This is a genomic window from Microcoleus sp. S13_C3 (assembly GCF_036700905.1).
Lineage (GTDB): Bacteria > Cyanobacteriota > Cyanobacteriia > Cyanobacteriales > Microcoleaceae > Microcoleus.
This window is the reverse complement of record NZ_JAUBPT010000006.1, coordinates 70,259-89,114: the sequence shown is the minus strand read 5'-3', so window position 1 is coordinate 89,114 and position 18,856 is coordinate 70,259. Positions and strand designations below refer to the sequence as shown.

The following is an 18,856-nucleotide window of genomic DNA, read 5'->3' as shown; positions in this document are numbered from 1 at the left end:
AATTATATTTAGACACTGGGAATATTTTGATTTGGTGGGAGTTACGCGAAGAAACCCGGTTTCTATGAAAAATCGCAGATTCTCAGCTAGAAATCTACGAAGAAACCCGGTTTCTGCCCTCGACGTGGGTGCAGGACTATTTGGGTGGGGCGATCCTCTTCGAGGGCAACGCTTACGGGCGATCGTGTTGTTTGAGATTGAATTTCTCGAATAATGGTTGAGACTTCTGCACATTATAAATAATAGTCAGTGTCAACCTCGATCGCAAAACAGAGCGATCGTGCCAGCAAGAGACATTTATTATCTCACGGACTTCAAACACTTTTAAAGCAGGCGATGGGAGGTGCGATCGCCTTCAGCAAATTCCATTAAACTTGAGTAAAATAAGACAGCCATCATGGCCACAAAACCTAACTCACCATGCAAACCTCAACATTTGACAGTATTTTAGACGAGATCGAAACCTTGTCTATAGACGAACAAACTGCTTTACTTGTCATCATGCACCGGAGACTTAGCGATCGCCGCCGCACCGAAATTGCTGCTAACATTGCACAAGGAAAACAAGACTATCAATCTGGAAAGGTGTTTCGAGGTACAGTTAATGAAGCGATCGCAGACTTAAAAGTTATTAGATGAAGTTAAGAAATGTCCTACTATCCTAGGACTTAATGTTGCAGACTAAGCAGCCTGAGCATTTGCATTGGAGTCACTCTCCAAAACATCCGGTGCTGTCAAAATATTTTGAAGTTGCTGCACAACTTGAGTTTTATTTTGGTATAACATAACTAGGTGATCTTTTGCTCTTGTTATTGCTGTATAAAGTCCTGCTTTTTCTTGAAAATCTTTATCGGGATCGGGCAAGTCTTCCACTCGGTCAACGCCAGCAATAATAACAGCATCAAACTCAACTCCTTTCAGCGCATTCCAAGAATCTACAATTACGAAAGGTCGGTTTACAACGTTATGAGCTCGGTCTTGAGAACACATTGGAGCGTGATTGGGAACATCCAATTTCCACAGGCATTTACTAATTTCTGATTTAAAGGATATTGGCTCTTGTGGATGCAATAAAACTCTGAGTGAAGATTCTGGATGAGTGCTCAATGCCAGTTTAACCTGTTTAGCTATATTGTCTGGAGACATATCACTTTTTACAAGCATTGGCTTAATAGATGAACTGCGAGAAGACTTTTTGACTGGTTCGACAATACTACCGATATTAGAACCTGAACGTTTACTTGTCTTCATATTAGCACTAGCTAAATAAGGACATATAAACTGCCAAGCTAATTCTATAATTTCTGGTGCGTTTCTATAGTTTAAATCAAATATTTGCGCTCTGCCTCCAGGAATATTAAATCCAAGATTCTTCCAACTCCATTTTTCCTTTCTTCGATGTTGCTGACCTTCGTACACTGACTGAGTGTTATCATAGACCAAAAAGATAGAGTTTGTATCGGGATTTACGGCATATAACATGGCCTTAAACCATTCATCATAAAAATCTTGAGCTTCATCAATTAAAATGGCTTGATAACGCTCTTTGGCGTTCTTTTGAACTAAATCAATAATTTGCCGTCGCATTTCAGGAGCTTCATCCCACTCATAAGTATACCCTATGCGATAAGCCCACCTATGAAAAGTTAGACTCTCTAGGTTTGAACTCCAGCCTTTTTGTCGTATTATTGAATCAATCCATTGATTCATAAAGCGATTGTAACACAATACCAAAATATCCTTATAACCTTCATCAATTAGTTTTTCAAGACGATTGAGCAATACTAATGACTTACCAGAACCTGCAACGCCTCGAACTAAAGCATGACCTTCAAGCGAGAAATTTTTGGCTTTATTCTGTTGTTCGTCTAAATCTTGGCTATTTGATCGCTGATTTAAAGATTGCTCGAAGTTAATCCACTGTTCCACGATGGTTCTCCTTATATTCTTTTTGTTGAGTGCTCTTTATTCAAATTAGCTTACCAACACGACCCGCTCTTTTTCAGTGACAAAAAGTGACAAAAAGTGACAAAAAGTGACAAAAAGTAAGGACTTTCCCCAAATTCCTCTAAAATCTCTTATCAGGTAGATGCCCCTAGGATTAAACTCTTCTAAATCACCCCTCTCACAACCCAACTTCCTTGGCCTACGACAACACCTGCAAATATCTAGCAGAAAAATTCCCTGCCGCCTTCGTAAGCTGGCTACTACCAATTGACGAGCCTACCAGCGTTCAGGTACTCAAAACCGAACTAATTCAAGAACCCATCCGAGCCGATTCTCTCGTTTTCCTGCAAACGGATAACCAAATCCTGCATCTGGAATTTGAAACGCGGCCCTATTCCGACCCGCCGATCGCCTTCAGAATGCTAGACTACTACGTCAGGCTCAAACGGCAATACTCCTGTTCCATAAATCAAGTAGTAATCTTTTTGCAGCAAACAGCCTCTGAACAAGTTTTTGTATCCGAGTACACAGACACGAACACCCGACACGGATATAGAGTTATTCGCCTCTGGGAACAAGACCCCGCTTTACTGCTGTCCGTCCCCGGCTTACTCCCGCTGGCGACACTATCCCAAACCAACTCGCCGCGAACTTTGTTAGAGCAAATAGCTACTCAGATTGCTACAATAGAAGAACCTACTCAACAAGCGGATTTACTCGCTTGCACCCAAGTGCTCGCAGGTTTGAGATTTGAAAAAAACTTAATCAGACAACTATTTAGGAAAGAAACTATGCGCGGTTCTGTGATTTACCAAGAAATTCGCGAAGATGGCCTCCTTGAAGGAAGACAACTAGGCCTCCTTGAAGGAAGAAAAGATGAGGCGCTGTCGTTCCTCACTCGCCAGTTGACTCGACGCATCGGTGCGATCGCATCTGAAACCCGCGAGCAAATTCAGACTTTATCCGTAGAAGAATTAGAGGATTTAGGAGAGGCGCTGCTGGATTTTTCATCAGCCTCAGATTTAACCAATTGGTTGAATGAACATCAGCCTTAATTCCTAAGATATAGCCTCTTATATTAATTTAATGGGTCGTTGCACATATCTCGCTCCCCCTAAATCCCCCTTAAGAAGGGGGACTTTGATCAAAATCTTGTCCCCCCCCTTGTAGGGGCGGTGCGACCCCTACTCCCCGTGCCCGCCCTCTTTAGGGGGATCGGGTTCTATGCAGCATCATAAAAAAATGGTATTATTGTCAAAACTTCACCAAATATATACTTTAAGGAAACTTAAGCCATGACCGTTGATGAAGCAATCGCGATCGCAGAAACAGTCCTCGATGGCGAAGGCTTAAACGACGTGCAAGAGCTCATCTTCAGACAATGCTGGGAAGGCAGACATTCCTATGAGGAAATTTCTCAACTCTCTCAATATAATGATGAATACATCAAAGCGCTGGCGGCTAAACTCTGGAAACAACTCTCAGAGGCTTTTGATGAAAAGGTAAAAAAAAATAATTTACGCTCTGTTTTTAAGCGATACTTGCGGCGAAATCAAGTGACTTTACATCGAACTCAAGTTATTGGAGTTAACCTCAGCGGTGCTAACTTAAGCGGAGCCAGACTATCATTCGCAAACTTAAGTGAATCTGATTCGTCAGCAGATTTACACGGTGCAAATTTAGCTGATTATAATACAGTATCAGATGAAATTATCAAGGCCGAAGACGCGCACAACCAGGGAATTTTGTCGAGCATAGAAGAACGGATTTATCACTGGAATGATTTGCGCTTTCGCTGCGAAGAAGAAGTAAAAATAGCCGAAGCCCTCGATCGCACAAACACCCTATTCTTCCCCAACTCCAAAGCCCGCCTCACCACACCCGCAGGCCGACAAAACCAAGAACCAGATTTCCTCATATTTCACCAAGGCAAATGGGGAATTCTGGAAATATGGCATCCCGACACAGAAAAAGATGAAACGCGCGATCGCCTGTTTGCATCTCACGGTATCAGCATCATCCACTATTGCGACGCTAACAGATGCACAGAAGAACCCGATCGCATTGTCCAAGAGTTTTTAGACATATTGAGTCAGGGATAGGGCGATCGCATTTAGTTAAGGCGTATTTCTGTATCGATCGGCGATCGGGCCGCACGATTCAATGGTAAAATAGGAATAGTAAAGCGTTCTCAGTGGCTATGCCTGCCAAAGATCGATTTCATGAAGCCGTAAAAGTCGCCCTCCAAAAAGATGGCTGGACAATTACTGATGATCCACTTACAATCCCGATCGAGCGCCTCAGCAACCTCTACATTGACTTTGGAGCAGAGAAGTTACTCATTGCCGAGCGCAAGGGTCAAAAAATCGCTGTTGAGGTCAAAAGCTTTCTTGGAGCCTCTACACTTTCGGAATTTCATACGGCCTTGGGTCAGTGTCTTAACTATCGCTACGCACTCGAAGATACCGATCCCGATCGAAAACTTTACCTCGCCGTTCCTGTCAGCATTTATGACGACTTTTTTGTTGTTCCCTTCATTCAATCCGTCATTCAAAGGAGTCAAACCCGTCTCATCGTCTACGATCCTACCAGAGAGGAAATCAGACAATGGCTAAACTAGATCGTTATCGAAATGCCGTGCAGCAAGCCTTACTCAACTATGCTCAGATGCGTTCTGGAACTTCTAGCAATTCAGAGTTAGAACTCCAAATTCTGTTCGATCCACAGCGCGACCATTACCAATTAGTGTATGTCGGCTGGTACAAAAGTAAGCGTGTCTACGGCCCGATTTTACATCTCGATATTAAAGATGAAAAAATCTGGCTACAACTCAACACAACGGCAGACGATATCACCCTGGATTTAATGGAATTAGGTATTGCTAAAGATGATATTGTTCTGGGGTTCCATGCACCCTATATGCGCCAATTTACAGAATTTGCCGTAGGTTAATGCCATTCTGTTGGATCAATTTCTTTTCGGCAGTTTGCATCTGCTGGTATCAGTATCATCCACTATTGTGACGCCCAAAGATGCTGCGAAGAACCCGATCGCATTGTCCAAGAGTTTTTAGACATATTAAGTCAGGGATAGGGCGAATGGTTTTTTCATAAGGGCGATCGCATACGGGCCCCGAAACCGGGTTTTTTACGATAAGACGCGTTGTATCCCGCAGATTCGGTAAAAAACCCGGTTTCTTTGCTTGGAGTGCGTCAGTCCATAAGGGCGATCGCACTCCGTAACAAAGTAGATTTTGCCTTGACAAATTACTCGATTTGTGATATGCACGAGTGGTGGAAATTTTTAAGGGCGATCGGACAAATACCGCTCAGCTATATTTCCCTGAAGACTCAGCAGCATTAGCCAGCCGCTCCACGCCCGCTCGGACAATTACCGCCAAATCTGCGATCGGCATACATTGAATTTTTTTAAGCAAGTCGTTGGTATTGACAGGTTCTGGCATTGGCTTGCCTTCGAGATGAGCCATTAACTCTTCCATCGTAAAGCCCGCTCTTGCCGCAATCTGAGTCAAATTTTTCGTATCCGGGAGCACCTGACCCTTTTCCCAATACTGAACAGCAGCCCCAGAGACGCCCAATAGCCTACCAAAAGCGCTAAAACTCAGGTCGCCACGGGCTAGCTTCACAACTTCGCTCAGTTTTTTCTTAGCTTCTGCGTCCACAGTATTAGTCACCAGATAACCACAATTCCTAGTTTACAGATAAATCTGCCTAATACTCATTCCCCAGCAGCCTCAGCCGACGCAGCGAATCTCTCCGCGACAGCTTTACCAATTAGCGCCACCTGACTCAGAGGCAAAAACTGAATTTTTTTGACAATATCTTGAATATCTAACGGATCTGACACTGGCTTCCCATCCAAAAATCTCAGAAGTTCTTCCAGCGAATAACCAGCTCTCGCTGCGAGCTTACCCAAGTTTTCCGTCTCTGGAACCGTATCGCCTCTTTCCCAAAGCTGAACAGCAGTAGCAGAAACGCCCAAAAGCTTGCCAAAGGCTCGCTGACTCATTGTCCCGCGAGCTGTTTTGATAATTTCACTAAGTTTTTGTCTATTTTGGATGTTCACGACTCGAAGGTTACTCAACCGTATCTACCAGTCTACTTACGAAGTGATACATCAACTATATTTCCCAGACGACTCAGCCGCCGCCGCGAGTCTATCCATCACGGCTCTACCAACCACGGCTAACTCACTAATTGGTATACATTGAATTTTTTTCAGCAGATCGTTAGTATCTACCGGTTCACGCATGGGTTTGCCTTCCAGATGAGCGAGCAGCTCTTCAAGTGTAAACCCCGCCCTCACAGCAATCTGAGCCAAATTTTCTGTATCTGGGATGCTCTGACCTTTTTCCCACAACTGAACCGCAGTCGCAGAGACGCCCAGAAGCTTGCCGAATGCCCGCTGACTCATCGAACCGCGAGCTAGTTTGACAATCTCGATCAATTTTTTCTTAGCTTCTGCGTTCACAACTGCCGTCACTACTTAATCCCACATAACTCAGTTTACTTCCCAACTCCTAAATTTTCCACTTGCAATTCATAATTACACTTGACACAGGAAAGGATTGCAAGTAAACTAACAATTACAACTTAAGTTTTGATAGACCCAACGAGTCGCTAAACAAATGGTTCTGAGCGAGGAACCCAACATAAGGGGACAGCCCGATCAAACTTTAAAACCGAAGACAGACATCAGGGAAAGTAAAAATGACCAAGAGACGCAATCTAAAAACTCACAAGCCCAGCAACACCCGTCAAAGCCTTACAGCCTCCGGTTGGCTAAAACCCCAGCGCTGGCAAATCTCCAAAACGGAAGCTGCCGAAGCCCTGAAAATGCCCGTCAACCGCATAGTCAAAGTCTACCCCAAACAACATCAAGTAATAGTCGTTTACCTGAACAAGAAAGGACAAAAATGCAGTTCCTTTTTCAGCTACCGACTATTTGCCAGATGGGAACAAGAGGCGATCGCAGCAATTGCCAGTTGTCGAAACCAGCAAATCCTAGCACCCCTAGAAGTCATTGTACAATACGACCTCGAACATTTCAAATATCCAGTGGCGATCGCCGATGCAATTTGGGAAGCCCTACTCAACCATATCTCCCGCGTAACAAGGGAACTGAGGCTGAGCAAACAATGCGCCTAGTCCCCCATCACTCCATCAATTAGTAGAAGCAGCCAACTCAACCAAACGTTCCTGCTGATCCTGAGAAATGCAAGTTTGAATAATCTCCTCAATATCCCCTTCCAAAACACTATTGAGCGAGAAATTTTCCCCCAAACGGTGGTCGGTAGCCCGATTGTCCTTATAGTTGTAGGTGCGAATCTTCTCCGATCGCGAACCAGTACCAACCTGAGCCAAACGCCGCGACTTCACCTCATCCTGCTGCTCCCGCAACTTCATCTCATAGAGCTTAGCCCGCAAAATCTGCATCGCCCGCTCCTTATTCTGCAACTGACTGCGCTCCTCAGTACAGAAAATCCGAATTCCCGTCGGCTTGTGAAACAAATCCGCAGCAGTTTCCACCTTGTTGACGTTTTGACCGCCAGCGCCGCCCGATCGAGCCGTGCTCATCTCAATATCCTTCGGATCGATGTGAATCTCCACATCATCAACCTCCGGCATCACAGCCACCGTCGCCGTCGAAGTATGCACCCGGCCGCCAGCCTCAGTCACAGGCACTCGCTGCACCCGGTGTACTCCAGCCTCAAACTTCAGCTTGCTGTAAACGCTGTCGCCCGTAACTTCCAGAATCACCTCTTTAAAGCCGCCCATTTCCGCCAGCGACTCGCTCACCAACTTCACCTGCCAGCCTTGAGTTTGAGCGTAGCGCGAATACAGCCGCAGCAAATCTCCCGCCCAAATACTAGCCTCATCTCCGCCAGTACCCGCCCGAATTTCCAGCATAATATTCTTGTCATCGTTCGGGTCGCGGGGGAGCAGCAAAACCTTCAAACGACTTTCCAAATTCTCCAACTTCGCCTCAAGTTCCTGAACTTCCAGCGCAGCCATTTCTTGCATATCTCGATCGCCCGCGGCTTCCTTGAGAACCTGTCGCGCGCCCACCAAATCTTCCTGAGTGGTTTTCCACAAAGCAAAAGTATCGACCACTTCCTCCAAGGACGATCGAGCTTTCGCTACCCGTTGAAACTCTTGATTGTCCCTAGCGACATCCGGGTCAGCCATGCGGCGAGTCAACTCATTAAAAGTTTGCTCTACCGACTTCAATTTATCCAGCAAATAAGATTCAGCCATTGTCAGTTGTCCTTTGTCAATCGATTTTAGATTTTAGATTTTAGATTTTAGATTTTAGATTTGAAGAACAGTTGGGATAGAATCTCGATAGAACTCTACTGCCTGCATAGCTAGTCTTCAATCTAAACTCTCCAATCCGAGGGCGGATCGATTTTAGATTTTAGATTTTAGATTTTAGAACTCAAGAGCAGTTAGGATAGAATGTCGATCGAACTCTACGCGATAGAACTCAACTGCCTGCATAGCGAAGTCTTCAATCTAAAATCTAAAATCCGAGGGCAGTAAGTTGCCAGTAGAAAGAACTACTCTCAACAAACTGCGGACAAATGACAATCCGGCTACTTCTTCTTTTTGCCTTTACCAGCAGCCTTAGAAGCATCTGCTTTGGGATCTTCCATTTTCAGCGGTCCAGATGAAGCATCTGCCTTCGGCATTTCTACCTCAGTCATGCCGTATTTCCGCATAAAGCGCTCCACACGACCTTCAGTATCAATAATCTTCTGAGTGCCAGTATAGAAAGGATGATTTCCCGACCAGACATCAACTTGAAGCTTTGGTCTAGTTGAACCCACAGTCATCACAAGTTCGCCGTTGCAATAAACCTGAGATTCGGGATACCACTCAGGGTGAATGCCTTCTTTTGCCATTGTTTTTTACTCTCTAATTTTTGACTTTACAACCATTTTAGCTGCCGCAGGACTTGTACACCAACAACAGCACGAATTTTGCCTTATATCTGTTGGAACCAGGAAGCAGGAATCGGAAATAGACTTGAAAAAAAAGGAAGATACAATCTGGATAATTTTGCCTTCTTCCTTCTTCCTTCTATCCGTTACATCCGTTACATCCGTTACACAATCCGCTGCCGAACCTCGATTACCGCTTGGAGTATTGAGGAGCCTTGCGAGCTTTCCGCAAACCGTACTTTTTCCGTTCTTTTGCCCGCGGGTCGCGAGTCAAATAGCCCTCAGTCTTCAGAGGCTTGCGGTTGTCCGGGTCTAATTGACAAAGAGCTCTAGCGACACCCAAGCGAATCGAGTCAGCCTGACCTGTCAAGCCACCGCCTTCGACTTTTACCAAAATATCGTACTCATTTTCCAGACCCAAAGTTTCCAGAGGGGCCTTAGCGAGAGCCAAATAAGTAGGGTTGAATTGCAGGTACAAATCCCCCTCTTTACCATTGACTGTCAGTATGCCAGTGCCTGGAACCAAGCGCACCCGCGCTACGGAACACTTGCGGCGGCCGGTACCCCAGTACACAGCGCGACCGGATGTATCTGTTGCTTGCATTACTCATTTCCTCCCGGAATCGTGTGAACAATTAATTCTTCTGGTTTTTGAGCTTGGTGCGGGTGGTTGGGGCCAGCGTACACCTTGAGTTTAGTAAACAGTTGTCTGCCCAGAGAAGTGTGAGGCAGCATTCCTCGTATAGCTTCTTCGACAATTCTTTCGGGCAAACGTGCTTGCAATTTGGCAAAAGTTTCTGTTTTCATGCCGCCCGGTCTTCCAGAATGGCGGCGGTAGATTTTCTGGGTGCGTTTTTTGCCAGTAACAGCGATTTTGTCCGCATTGATGACAATTACGAAGTCGCCGGTATCCATAGAAGGAGTGTAAGTCGGTTTGTGTTTCCCCCGGAGGTACATGGCAACTTCAGTTGCCAGACGGCCCAGCCGCTGGTCGGCGGCATCGACCACGTACCACTTGTGCTCTAGGGAGTCTTGAGTAGGGACGTAAGTTTTGTTCATTGTTTGTTGTTAGTTGTTATTTGTTAATTGTTATTTGTTAATTGTTATTTGTTAATTGTTATTTGTTAATTGTTATTTGTTGCCAATAACTAATAACCAATAACTAATAACTAATAACTAATAACCAATAACTAATTTGGGCTGCGTGTCGTACCAGACCTCTGGGGGAAAGGGAAATTCACAATAGCCAACCCGCAGCAGGCACAAACCTTGAGCGGGAGCGGCATATTTTACCATTTCTCGGCGTTCGTTGACCCAGATATCTGTGAAATTGTCGATCGGCCTTTCCCCGCGACCCACCTGCACCAGCAATCCCACCAGCAGCCGCATCATCCCGTACAGAAACCCGCTTGCCTGAACCTCAATATAGATAAGAGGCCCAGAACGCTGACACTCGGCCGCTTGCACGTCCACCCAGGAATGGGGGCGGGCAGATCCCGCGCGGTGGAAAGCAGCCAGGTGATGACGCCCGATGAGCGGTGTCAAAGCTGTCTGAATCAAAGATTCATCCACAGGGGCGTGATAGCAGTGCCAAGCAAAAGGACGCACAAACAAATTAGGGGTCGGGTCTGTATAAAGGGTGTAGCGATAGCGCCGCCAACTGGCTGAGAACCGAGCGTGCCAGGTAGGTTCCACCTTTGCCGAAGCTCGAATTAAAATATCTTTTGCCAGTCGAGAGTTGAGAACGCTTGCCCAGCGGTGAGCCGGAATTGGGCCGTGGGCATCAAAATGCGCTACTTGAGCAGCGGCGTGAACTCCCGCATCGGTTCTCCCAGCAGCGTGCAGCGTTACCGGGCGTTCCAGAACAGTCGATATTGCTGTTTCAATTTCTTCTTGTACTGTACGCTGGTTCGGCTGTCGCTGCCAACCGTGAAAGTTAGTGCCGAGGTATTGGATTACTAGAGCAACGCGCTGTATCGATTGGGGATTTTCGATTGGGGATTTTGGATTGTCAGTCATAAATCACAAATCTCCAACCCAAAATTGAATTAAACCAGTTCAACGATCGCCATTTCGGAATTGTCTCCTTGACGGGGGACTGTTCGTACTACGCGGGTGTAGCCCCCGTTGCGCGAGCCGTACCGTTCTTGGGCTGCTTCAAACAAGGCGTGTACTAACTGTTTGTCGTAGATAAAGCCCATAGCTTGCCGGCGAGCGGCCAATGAGCCATCTTTTGCGAGGGTAATCATTCTGTCCGCCTCTGGCCGCAGCGCTTTGGCGCGGGCGAGAGTGGTAGTGATTTTACCGTGGCGGATTAATTCGGTGGTCAGCGAGCGCAGTAGGGCGCGGCGCTGGTCAGCCGGTTTGTTGAGTTGGGGGACGCGACAGCGGTGACGCATGGCAGTTGGTAATTGGTAATTGGTAATTGGGCGCCGGGATAGTCCGCGATCTAGGGGGGTGAATTCTTTAACTTAAAAACTCACCTACTTAAAATTCAGAACTTTTTTACCCGTTACCCGTTGATTAACTTTTAGCTGATTTTTCCTGTGGCAAGGTAATGCCCAAGCGTTTTTGTAAAGCTTCAATCACTTCTTCTGCGGACTTCTGCCCGAAGTTCTTGATCTCGAGCAAGTCTTCTTGGGTATAATCCAATAAGTCTGCGACTGAGTTGATCTGAGCCCGCTTGAGACAGTTGTAAGCCCGGACGGACAACTGCAATTCTTCGATCGGAATTTGGCTAGTAGGATCGGCTTCACCTGGATACTCTGGTTTGAGAGAATCTTGGGTGATGTCTTTGAGAGGTGCAAATAAATCTACCAGGATGTGGGCAGATTGACTCAAAGCTTCTTGAGGAGTCACACTGCCATCAGTCCAGATTTCCATAATCAGCCGGTCTTTCTCGACCGTGCCCCCTACCCTAGCATCTTCAACGCTGTAGTTGACTCTGCGAATCGGCATAAAGATGGCGTCAATTTGGAGAAAATCCAAAGCCGACCCATCATCGCGACTGCGGTCTACTGCTCGGTATCCGATGCCTTTTTCAATTCTGAATTCCATTTCCAGAACTGAGCCGGGGGAGAGAGTTGCAATGTATTGGGAGCGATCGATCAATTCCACCTCTGAGGGCAAATCGAATCGATCGGCCGTTACTGTTACAGGCCCCTCAATCCGCAACCTGCCGATTTGCGGCTGCTGAGAATGAGTTTTGAGGACGACCTCTTTCATGTTCAGGAGAATTTCTAGAACATCCTCACGTACCCCTTCGATCGTGGCAAACTCGTGATTGACGCCCGCGATTCGGACTGAAGTTACTGCTGTTCCTTCCAAATTTGACAGCAGAACTCGCCGAAGCGCATTCCCAACAGTTGTTCCCTGACCGCGATCGAGCGGTTCCAGGACGAATTTTCCGTACTGACTCCGGTCTTTGTCAGTGTTAGACTCTATACATTCAATTTGAAACTGCGCCACGGAGTGACCTCCCTTTTCCACTGTGGATTTTTGATTTTTGATTTTAGATTGCAGAGCATACCCCTGAATGGATTTCGGATTTTGGATGGACGGGGCAACAGTTAGAACCATTAGTTTTTGACTTTAAGCAGTTAGCCATTATCCAAAATCTAAAATCTAAAATCTCAAATCGTTTTAGACTCTACGCCGCTTGGGAGGGCGACAGCCGTTGTGAGGAATTGGGGTAACATCTCTAATCAGGGTAATTTCCAGTCCCGCCCCTTGCAGCGCCCGAATAGCAGTTTCTCGACCTGCTCCGGGTCCGCTCACCATTACTTCTATTTGGCGCATCCCTTGGTCATTGGCTCTGCGGGCCGCACTTTCTGCTGCTGTTTGAGCCGCAAAGGGAGTTCCCTTCTTAGCTCCTTTAAAACCGCTGGAACCTGCCGATGCCCAGGATATGACTTCCCCGTTGAGGTCGGTAATAGTTACAATCGTGTTGTTAAAGGTAGACTGGATGTAGCCTACCCCATTGGGTACATTCCGTTTCTGCTTTTTTGCACCAGATTTCTTGCCTGTTTGTGGTCGCGCCATATTAGTCTCTTTAACGTTTCTCTCAACTAATGTCCCGAAGCGCTAGGAGCCAGCAGCCCCCAGCGTATTTTTCCCAAAAAGATGTTACTTCTTGGAAGGAGCCTTTTTCTTGCCCGCAACTGTTCGGCGGACGCCACGACGGGTTCTGGCGTTGGTACGGGTTCGTTGTCCCCGCACCGGCAGACCCAAACGGTGACGCCGACCGCGATAAGTTCCGATGTCCATCAGGCGCTTGATGTTCATTGACTCCCAGCGCCGGAGGTCTCCTTCGATTTGGTATGTTGTTTCTACATGAGCCCGCAGAGCTGTCACGTCGGCCTCTGTTAAATCCTTGACGCGAGTGTCAGGATTTACGCCTGTTGCAGCGATAATTTTTTGGGCCCGCGACAAGCCTATTCCGTAAATGTATGTCAGACCTATTTCGACGCGCTTATCGCGTGGAAGGTCTACCCCGGCAATCCGTGCCACACTTTTTGTCTCCCTAGTTTTCCTGTTTGGCTACAATGTTCAATTAGGATGCACCTGGGTGCAGCGCCCAATCTTCTTTTTTTCTAACCTTGGCGTTGTTTGTGTTTCGGGTTAGTGCATATCACCATCACTCGACCGCGACGGCGGATGACGCGACATTTCTCACAAATTTTTTTGACAGATGCTCGAACTTTCATCTTTCTTCCTGCCTGGAGAACCCCGCTCTACCGGAGAGCAGGCACGCTGGGACTGCCCGTAGAGCGGTGGGAGGAGAGGCTGGGCAAGGTGTAGACCTCTCCTCGATTAAATTGTATAAAGTGCGGGTTGTTTCATGAAGGAGCCCGCTTGCACCCACTCCCATTGCTGGGTAAAGTTCGCCTGCACAAAACACAAATGTTGGCGAGCGATACTTTTACGGCGTAGCAATGACTTAACCCGGTACACCGGTGGGTTGTTGACGCCCTTCTCGGCAACACTACAAACGTAGCATTATAGCATAAATTTGAAGCTTTTTACCAAATTCTCTCTAAATTAAACTTAGAATTAGTTTTTAGAAAGTTTTATCTAAGCCTATTTTTTCCGGAGGCGATAAGTAATCCTGCCTTTGGTCAAGTCATAGGGAGTCAATTCGACTTTGACGCGATCGCCAGGCAGAATTTTGATGTAGTTGCGGCGGATCTTGCCGGAAATGTGAGCCAGCACGTTAAACCCATTATCTAGGTCAACGCGAAACATCGCATTGGGCAGGGATTCCGTCACTGTCCCTTCCATTTCAATTAAATCTTGCTTAGACAATTTGGTATTTACCTCAACTCTACATTTGATTAACTAGGAGTGTCCCGCTGTTTGCCTCAAAGCCTATTTACTGGTAGGAGTCAAACGGGAAGGGGGGCAATAATTAGGGCGCCTCGATCGACTTTTTGACTCAACCAACCGCTCGCTTTAGCTTTACTTGAGTAAAGTTGTGGCAATTAGTATCGAGTTCAATCCGGTCTCTAGCAACCCTCACAAAACCTGATAGCACAAAAAGCTCCTAGTTAACATATCTTAGCAAAAGCTGGTGAGTAACAAGCTGTATTGAGAGGGTTCAAGAGTCGCGCGAGAGAGCTTGTTGCAGTTCTGCGGTGACTAATTCCATTGCTCGATCGCCATCAACCGCAACTAACTGTTGGCGGCCGCTGTAAAAATCAATCAAAGGCTCAGTTTGCTCGCGATAAACTTGCAATCGGCGGCGGATCGTCTCCTCATTGTCATCCTGACGCCCCCGCGACAGCAGGCGAGCCACCAAAACATTGTCAGGAACGTCCAAATTGACAGCTCTCAGAGCGCAGTCCTTTCCAGACGTACTTCCTTCAACATCGCAGAGCAGTTTGTCAAAAAAAGCTGCCTGCGCGACTGTGCGGGGAAAGCCGTCTAGAATCCAGCCAGCACGAGCATCTGGCTGATTCATACGTTCTTGCACGATATCCATCAATACCTCGTCAGGAACCAACTCTCCCCGATCCATGTAGGATTGTGCCTTTTGACCCAAGTCGGTTTTGGCAACTACGCAGGCGCGCAGGATGTCACCTGTAGAAATGTGGGGTATTTTCCAGAGAGCGGCTAAGAGCTGAGCCTGAGTTCCCTTTCCGGCCCCTGGAGGCCCCATAAAAATCAATTGCATTGCGATTACTTCACCATTCCTTCATATCGTTGGGAGATGACGTAAGTTTGAATTTGCTTAGCAGTTTCGATCGCCACACCTACTAGAATCAGTAGGGAAGTTGCGCCAAAACCTCTAAAAGTTTGCACGCCGATCGCGCTTTCTACAGCAGTTGGTACAATGGCCACCAGACCGAGAAAAATCGCTCCCAAGAAAGTCAAACGGTTCAAAACCTTCTCCACATAATCACTCGTTTTCTGACCCGGACGAATTCCAGGAATGCTGGCGCCCATTTTCTTCAAGTTCTGAGACATATCTACGGGGTTGACAATCAACGAAGCGTAGAAATAGCTGAAGAACAGAATCAAAGTCAGATAAAACAGCGCGTAAGCCCAAGGCGCCGGCCCGTTCGGACTCAAAACATTAGCAACTTGAACCAAAAACGGGTTATTGAGAGACTGAGCGAGGAAAGAAGGCACAATCAACACCGAAGATGCAAAAATAATCGGCATCACTCCGCCTTGATTCAAGCGCAGGGGCAGATAACTCCGGCTCTCCCGATAAACTTTGCGGCCGACTTGGCGGCGGGCCGAAATAATCGGAATGCGGCGAGTACCTTCCTGAACAAAAACAATCCCGACAATCGTCACCAAAAAGACCAGCAGCAGAACGACTACACGGCCGACAACTTGCGTGTCCCCACTTTGAGCCAATTCAAAAGTTTGTCCCAAAGAGCGCGGCAATACCGACACAATATTGATAAAAATCAGCAGCGACGCTCCGTTCCCGATACCTCGCTCCGTCACCACTTCCGATATCCACATCACAAACATTGAGCCGGCTGTCAGAGCCAAAGCAGTTTGTGCTATGAATAAAGGCGATGGAGATTGAGCAAAAGGGCTGACCCAAATCGCAATGCCAATACTTTGCAGAATTGCCCAGCCCAATGAAACGTAGCGAGTAATTTGAGAAATCTTGCGCCGCCCGGCTTCTCCTTCATTTTTCTGCAATTCTTCTAAGCTTGGCAGAGCCGCCGTTAGAAGTTGCACAATAATTGAAGCATTAATGTAGGGCAAAATCCCCAGAGCGAAAATCCCCAAAGCTGACAAGCCGCCTCCTGAGAACAAGTCCAGAAAGCCAATTAAAGGGCTATTTTGGACGTTTTGGGCAAAGGCGACTCGATCGATGCCGGGGACTGGCAAGTGGACACCCAGGCGTACTAAAATCAGTAAGCCAAGGGTTACGAGGATGCGGCCTCGTAAACCAGCAGCTTGAGCCATCTGCATGAACGTCTCTTGTGCAGTTGGCGCTTTTTCTCTACTAACGTCCATAGTTACGATTTTGGATTTTAGATTTGGGATTTTCGACTAAATCATTTTCTGATAGCAAGCTTGAGGATTTGAGATTTGGACAGACTCTCAAACCTCAAATCTTCACGCAACTAATTCGCAACTTCCGCCTGCAGCTTCAATTTTGGTGCGAGCACCTGCGGTAAAAGCCGAGGCACGCACTTGCAAAGGTACATTCAGTTCACCATCTCCTAAGATTTTCAGCGGCCCATCGTCTGTGGTGACAATTTTGGCTTGGATCAAAGAGGTGAGAGTAACTTCGGTGTTTGCTGGCAGCGATGCTAATTTACTTACATTAATGGTAGTGTACTCTTTCCGGTTCACTAGAGGGAAGCTTTTCAACTTGGGGAGACGGCGGTAGAGAGGATTTTGACCTCCTTCAAAACCGGGTCTAGTGCCGCTACCGGCTCTAGATTTTTGACCGCGCATCCCTTTGCCGGAGCTCGCGCCTTGACCGGCAGAAATACCTCTGCCCAAGCGTCGGGGGCGCTTTTGGGAGCCTGCTTTGGGTCGGGCGTCTTGCAATCTCATAGTTTTAGTAATTGGTAATTGGTAATTGGTATTTAGAGAGGGGGTACGCAGTAGTTTTGAGTGCGTGAGTTTTGAGTTGCGGATTTTTTTATTTTCACCGCAAGCACTTAACACTCAAAACTTACAGTTTCCCGTTCTCGCGTGCCCTAACCGTAGAGATTTTCTACTGGAATTCCGCGCTCTTGAGCAACTTCGGACAAGGTGCGGAGGGTGGAGAGGGCATTGACTGCGGCTCGGGCGTTGTTTAAGGGATTTCCAGAACCTAGCTGTTTGGCTAAGATATTGCGGACTCCTGCGAGTTCGAGAACAGTTCGCACTGCTCCCCCTGCAATTACCCCGGTTCCTGGAGCGGCCGGCCGCATCATCACTTTAGCTCCGCCACCGTCACCGTTGATGGGGTGAGGGATGGAGTTAGATTTGGTGAGGGGGACTTCAATTAGGTGCTTTTTGCCGTCAGCGACGCCTTTTTTAACGGCACCGATTACGTCGCTAGCTTTGCCGACTCCTACTCCAACTTGACCGCGTTCGTTGCCGATAATGACTATGGCGCGGAAGCTGAGTTTTTTACCACCTTTGACTACTTTGGTAACGCGCCGAATCTGAACAACCCGTTCTTGCCATTCGGATTCTTTTTCGCGCCCTTTGTTGTTGCTGCTGCTTTTTTTCTTGTTGCGCTGTTCTTTTTGTTCTGCCATAGTTTTGTTCTTTGGGAATTGGGGATTAGTAACTGGTAGTTGGAAATGAGAAATTAACAATTAGGAATTAAGAATTTTGTTGTATATTCTTTTTTCCTTCTTCCTTCTTCCTTCTTCCTTCTTCCTTCTTCCTAAAAGTCTAACCCGGCTTCGCGAGCTGCTTCTGCGAGGGCTTTGACACGACCGTGATAGAGGTTGCCCCCCCGATCGAATACGACTTTGACTATGCCAGCGCTGGAACAGCGTTTGGCAATCAACTGACCGACTTGCACGCTCGCGGAGCAGTTGCCGCCAGAACTGAGAGTTGACTTCAATTCGGGATCGAGGGTTGACGCGGCGGCCAAAGTGTGCTGGGCGGTGTCGTCGATTACTTGAGCGTAGATGTGCTGATCTGAGCGAAATACCGCTAGTCTGGGACGTTCGGAGGTGCCGAACACCTTGCGCCGAACGCGGCGGTGTCTGCGCTGGACTGATTCTTTGCGAGTAAGCTTCATTGTTACTTCTTACCTGTTTTGCCTGTTTTACCAGCTTTGCGCCGGACAACTTCGCCGCTGTAGCGAATGCCTTTGCCCTTGTAGACTTCGGGTGGACGCACCGCGCGGATGCGGGCTGCTGTATTGCCTACGAGTTCTTTGTCAATGCCGGAGACAATGACGTTGGTGTTGCCTTCAACTGCCATTGTGATGCCTTCTGGAGGGGGCATTTCCACGGGTTTGCTGTAACCGACGTTTAAAATCAGGTTCCGTCCTTGAACCTGTGCCCGATAACCTGTGCCGATAATTTCGAGACGCCGCTGAAAACCTTGGGATACACCTTCGACCATGTTGGCGACTAGGGTGCGGCACAAGCCGTGCAGTTGTCTGGCGACGCGAGATTCGTCTCGGCGGGTAACGAGTAAAGTCTCGCCTTCAATTCCCATGAGGATTTCGGCTGGGATAACTCGGGAAAGTTCACCTTTAGGGCCTTTGACGGCTACTTTTTGACCGTCTAGGGTGACGGTGACTTTCGTGGGGATGCTAATCGGACGCTTGCCAATTCGCGACATAGTTTTTTGTCCTTTGTTTTTAGTTAATTAGTCGTCAGTTGTCAATTGTTAGTTGCCAGTTGTCAGTTGTTAGCTGTTAGTTGCCAGTTGTCAGTTGTTAGTTGTTAGTTGTCATTATTTGCTACTAACCACTAACCAATAACTAATAACTAATAACTAATAACTAATGACTGC

At 47.2% G+C, this 18,856-nt stretch carries 29 protein-coding genes; 8 read left to right on the top strand and 21 right to left on the bottom strand.

Annotated elements, in window-relative coordinates; translation table 11 throughout:
* Positions 1-64: 64 nt before the first annotated feature.
* The 3 genes from QUA16_RS03365 to QUA16_RS03355 are packed head-to-tail and all read left to right on the top strand — an operon-like array spanning position 65 to position 639.
* Positions 65-214: a hypothetical protein gene (locus tag QUA16_RS03365; protein ID WP_333101785.1), complete on the top strand. Its 150-nt coding sequence runs from the start codon at positions 65-67 to the stop codon at positions 212-214.
* A 35-nt stretch (positions 215-249) separates the two neighbouring features.
* Positions 250-372: a hypothetical protein gene (locus QUA16_RS03360; RefSeq protein WP_333101786.1), complete on the top strand. Its 123-nt coding sequence runs from the start codon at positions 250-252 to the stop codon at positions 370-372.
* Positions 373-420: 48 nt separating this feature from the next.
* Entirely contained in the window at positions 421-639 is a 219-nt protein-coding gene (locus QUA16_RS03355; RefSeq protein ID WP_333101787.1) for a hypothetical protein, read from the top strand.
* Between the two features lie 42 nt (positions 640-681).
* Here the strand turns inward: QUA16_RS03355 and QUA16_RS03350 are convergent, their stop codons facing one another.
* Positions 682-1,929, bottom strand: coding sequence for a UvrD-helicase domain-containing protein (locus tag QUA16_RS03350; RefSeq protein ID WP_333101788.1), 1,248 nt, complete (start codon positions 1,927-1,929; stop codon positions 682-684).
* Between the two features lie 212 nt (positions 1,930-2,141).
* Between QUA16_RS03350 and QUA16_RS03345 the strand changes: the two genes are divergently transcribed.
* The 4 genes from QUA16_RS03345 to QUA16_RS03330 all read left to right on the top strand — a co-directional run bounded on the left by QUA16_RS03345 (position 2,142) and on the right by QUA16_RS03330 (position 4,899).
* A complete protein-coding gene (locus tag QUA16_RS03345; protein ID WP_333101789.1) occupies positions 2,142-3,002 on the top strand; it encodes an Rpn family recombination-promoting nuclease/putative transposase in 861 nt (286 codons plus the stop codon).
* A gap of 240 nt (positions 3,003-3,242) precedes the next feature.
* The gene (locus QUA16_RS03340; protein WP_333101790.1) at positions 3,243-4,049 is read left to right on the top strand and encodes a pentapeptide repeat-containing protein; all 807 of its coding nucleotides are present in this window, start codon (positions 3,243-3,245) and stop codon (positions 4,047-4,049) included.
* A 98-nt stretch (positions 4,050-4,147) separates the two neighbouring features.
* Complete coding sequence (locus QUA16_RS03335) at positions 4,148-4,567, top strand: XisH family protein (RefSeq protein WP_333101791.1); 420 nt, start codon at positions 4,148-4,150, stop codon at positions 4,565-4,567.
* Complete coding sequence (locus tag QUA16_RS03330) at positions 4,555-4,899, top strand: XisI protein (RefSeq protein WP_333101792.1); 345 nt, start codon at positions 4,555-4,557, stop codon at positions 4,897-4,899. Before QUA16_RS03335 ends, QUA16_RS03330 begins: the two co-directional genes overlap by 13 nt.
* Before the next feature lie 376 nt (positions 4,900-5,275).
* Here QUA16_RS03330 and QUA16_RS03325 read toward each other — a convergent pair whose 3' ends face one another.
* Genes QUA16_RS03325 through QUA16_RS03315 form a run of 3 tightly spaced genes read right to left on the bottom strand, consistent with a single transcriptional unit; the run spans position 5,276 to position 6,450 of the window.
* Positions 5,276-5,641 carry a helix-turn-helix transcriptional regulator gene (locus QUA16_RS03325; protein WP_333101794.1) on the bottom strand — a complete coding sequence of 122 codons (366 nt, stop codon included), beginning with the start codon at positions 5,639-5,641 and terminating at the stop codon, positions 5,276-5,278.
* Positions 5,642-5,685: 44 nt separating this feature from the next.
* A complete protein-coding gene (locus QUA16_RS03320) occupies positions 5,686-6,033 on the bottom strand; it encodes a helix-turn-helix transcriptional regulator (RefSeq protein ID WP_333181016.1) in 348 nt (115 codons plus the stop codon).
* Positions 6,034-6,084: 51 nt separating this feature from the next.
* Positions 6,085-6,450 carry a helix-turn-helix domain-containing protein gene (locus QUA16_RS03315; protein WP_006634971.1) on the bottom strand — a complete coding sequence of 122 codons (366 nt, stop codon included), beginning with the start codon at positions 6,448-6,450 and terminating at the stop codon, positions 6,085-6,087.
* 227 nt (positions 6,451-6,677) lie between these two features.
* On the opposite strand from QUA16_RS03315, the gene QUA16_RS03310 reads away from it, so the two are divergent.
* Positions 6,678-7,115 carry a hypothetical protein gene (locus QUA16_RS03310; protein WP_333101796.1) on the top strand — a complete coding sequence of 146 codons (438 nt, stop codon included), beginning with the start codon at positions 6,678-6,680 and terminating at the stop codon, positions 7,113-7,115.
* Positions 7,116-7,130: 15 nt separating this feature from the next.
* Here QUA16_RS03310 and prfA read toward each other — a convergent pair whose 3' ends face one another.
* From prfA to rplF, 17 genes are all read right to left on the bottom strand, one after another.
* Positions 7,131-8,225 carry a peptide chain release factor 1 gene (prfA, locus tag QUA16_RS03305; RefSeq protein WP_333101797.1) on the bottom strand — a complete coding sequence of 365 codons (1,095 nt, stop codon included), beginning with the start codon at positions 8,223-8,225 and terminating at the stop codon, positions 7,131-7,133.
* Between the two features lie 338 nt (positions 8,226-8,563).
* On the bottom strand, positions 8,564-8,872 hold the full coding sequence (rpmE, locus tag QUA16_RS03300; protein ID WP_333101798.1) for a 50S ribosomal protein L31: 309 nt from the start codon (positions 8,870-8,872) through the stop codon (positions 8,564-8,566).
* A 229-nt stretch (positions 8,873-9,101) separates the two neighbouring features.
* Positions 9,102-9,515 carry a 30S ribosomal protein S9 gene (rpsI, locus tag QUA16_RS03295; RefSeq protein ID WP_194067224.1) on the bottom strand — a complete coding sequence of 138 codons (414 nt, stop codon included), beginning with the start codon at positions 9,513-9,515 and terminating at the stop codon, positions 9,102-9,104.
* Positions 9,515-9,970 (bottom strand): 50S ribosomal protein L13, encoded by a 456-nt coding sequence (gene rplM, locus QUA16_RS03290; RefSeq protein WP_015178725.1) that lies wholly within the window; start codon positions 9,968-9,970, stop codon positions 9,515-9,517. Before rplM ends, rpsI begins: the two co-directional genes overlap by 1 nt.
* A gap of 117 nt (positions 9,971-10,087) precedes the next feature.
* A complete protein-coding gene (truA, locus tag QUA16_RS03285) occupies positions 10,088-10,930 on the bottom strand; it encodes a tRNA pseudouridine(38-40) synthase TruA (RefSeq protein ID WP_333101800.1) in 843 nt (280 codons plus the stop codon).
* A 29-nt stretch (positions 10,931-10,959) separates the two neighbouring features.
* Positions 10,960-11,310: a 50S ribosomal protein L17 gene (rplQ, locus tag QUA16_RS03280; protein WP_190657966.1), complete on the bottom strand. Its 351-nt coding sequence runs from the start codon at positions 11,308-11,310 to the stop codon at positions 10,960-10,962.
* A 124-nt stretch (positions 11,311-11,434) separates the two neighbouring features.
* On the bottom strand, positions 11,435-12,379 hold the full coding sequence (locus QUA16_RS03275; protein ID WP_332958426.1) for a DNA-directed RNA polymerase subunit alpha: 945 nt from the start codon (positions 12,377-12,379) through the stop codon (positions 11,435-11,437).
* Positions 12,380-12,553: 174 nt separating this feature from the next.
* Positions 12,554-12,952, bottom strand: coding sequence for a 30S ribosomal protein S11 (gene rpsK, locus QUA16_RS03270; protein WP_332978136.1), 399 nt, complete (start codon positions 12,950-12,952; stop codon positions 12,554-12,556).
* Positions 12,953-13,036: 84 nt separating this feature from the next.
* On the bottom strand, positions 13,037-13,420 hold the full coding sequence (gene rpsM, locus QUA16_RS03265) for a 30S ribosomal protein S13 (protein WP_006634981.1): 384 nt from the start codon (positions 13,418-13,420) through the stop codon (positions 13,037-13,039).
* A gap of 83 nt (positions 13,421-13,503) precedes the next feature.
* Positions 13,504-13,617, bottom strand: a complete 114-nt coding sequence (rpmJ, locus tag QUA16_RS03260) for a 50S ribosomal protein L36 (protein ID WP_015178722.1) — start codon at positions 13,615-13,617, stop codon at positions 13,504-13,506.
* 373 nt (positions 13,618-13,990) lie between these two features.
* A complete protein-coding gene (gene infA / locus QUA16_RS03255; RefSeq protein WP_006276978.1) occupies positions 13,991-14,215 on the bottom strand; it encodes a translation initiation factor IF-1 in 225 nt (74 codons plus the stop codon).
* Between the two features lie 292 nt (positions 14,216-14,507).
* On the bottom strand, positions 14,508-15,083 hold the full coding sequence (locus QUA16_RS03250) for an adenylate kinase (RefSeq protein WP_333101801.1): 576 nt from the start codon (positions 15,081-15,083) through the stop codon (positions 14,508-14,510).
* 5 nt (positions 15,084-15,088) lie between these two features.
* Positions 15,089-16,393 (bottom strand): preprotein translocase subunit SecY, encoded by a 1,305-nt coding sequence (gene secY, locus QUA16_RS03245; RefSeq protein WP_333101802.1) that lies wholly within the window; start codon positions 16,391-16,393, stop codon positions 15,089-15,091.
* 102 nt (positions 16,394-16,495) lie between these two features.
* A complete protein-coding gene (rplO, locus tag QUA16_RS03240) occupies positions 16,496-16,942 on the bottom strand; it encodes a 50S ribosomal protein L15 (RefSeq protein ID WP_006634984.1) in 447 nt (148 codons plus the stop codon).
* A 146-nt stretch (positions 16,943-17,088) separates the two neighbouring features.
* On the bottom strand, positions 17,089-17,637 hold the full coding sequence (rpsE, locus tag QUA16_RS03235) for a 30S ribosomal protein S5 (RefSeq protein ID WP_190745441.1): 549 nt from the start codon (positions 17,635-17,637) through the stop codon (positions 17,089-17,091).
* A gap of 131 nt (positions 17,638-17,768) precedes the next feature.
* Complete coding sequence (gene rplR, locus QUA16_RS03230; protein WP_333101803.1) at positions 17,769-18,131, bottom strand: 50S ribosomal protein L18; 363 nt, start codon at positions 18,129-18,131, stop codon at positions 17,769-17,771.
* Positions 18,132-18,133: 2 nt separating this feature from the next.
* On the bottom strand, positions 18,134-18,682 hold the full coding sequence (gene rplF, locus QUA16_RS03225; RefSeq protein WP_333039622.1) for a 50S ribosomal protein L6: 549 nt from the start codon (positions 18,680-18,682) through the stop codon (positions 18,134-18,136).
* Between the last annotated feature and the right edge of the window lie 174 nt (positions 18,683-18,856).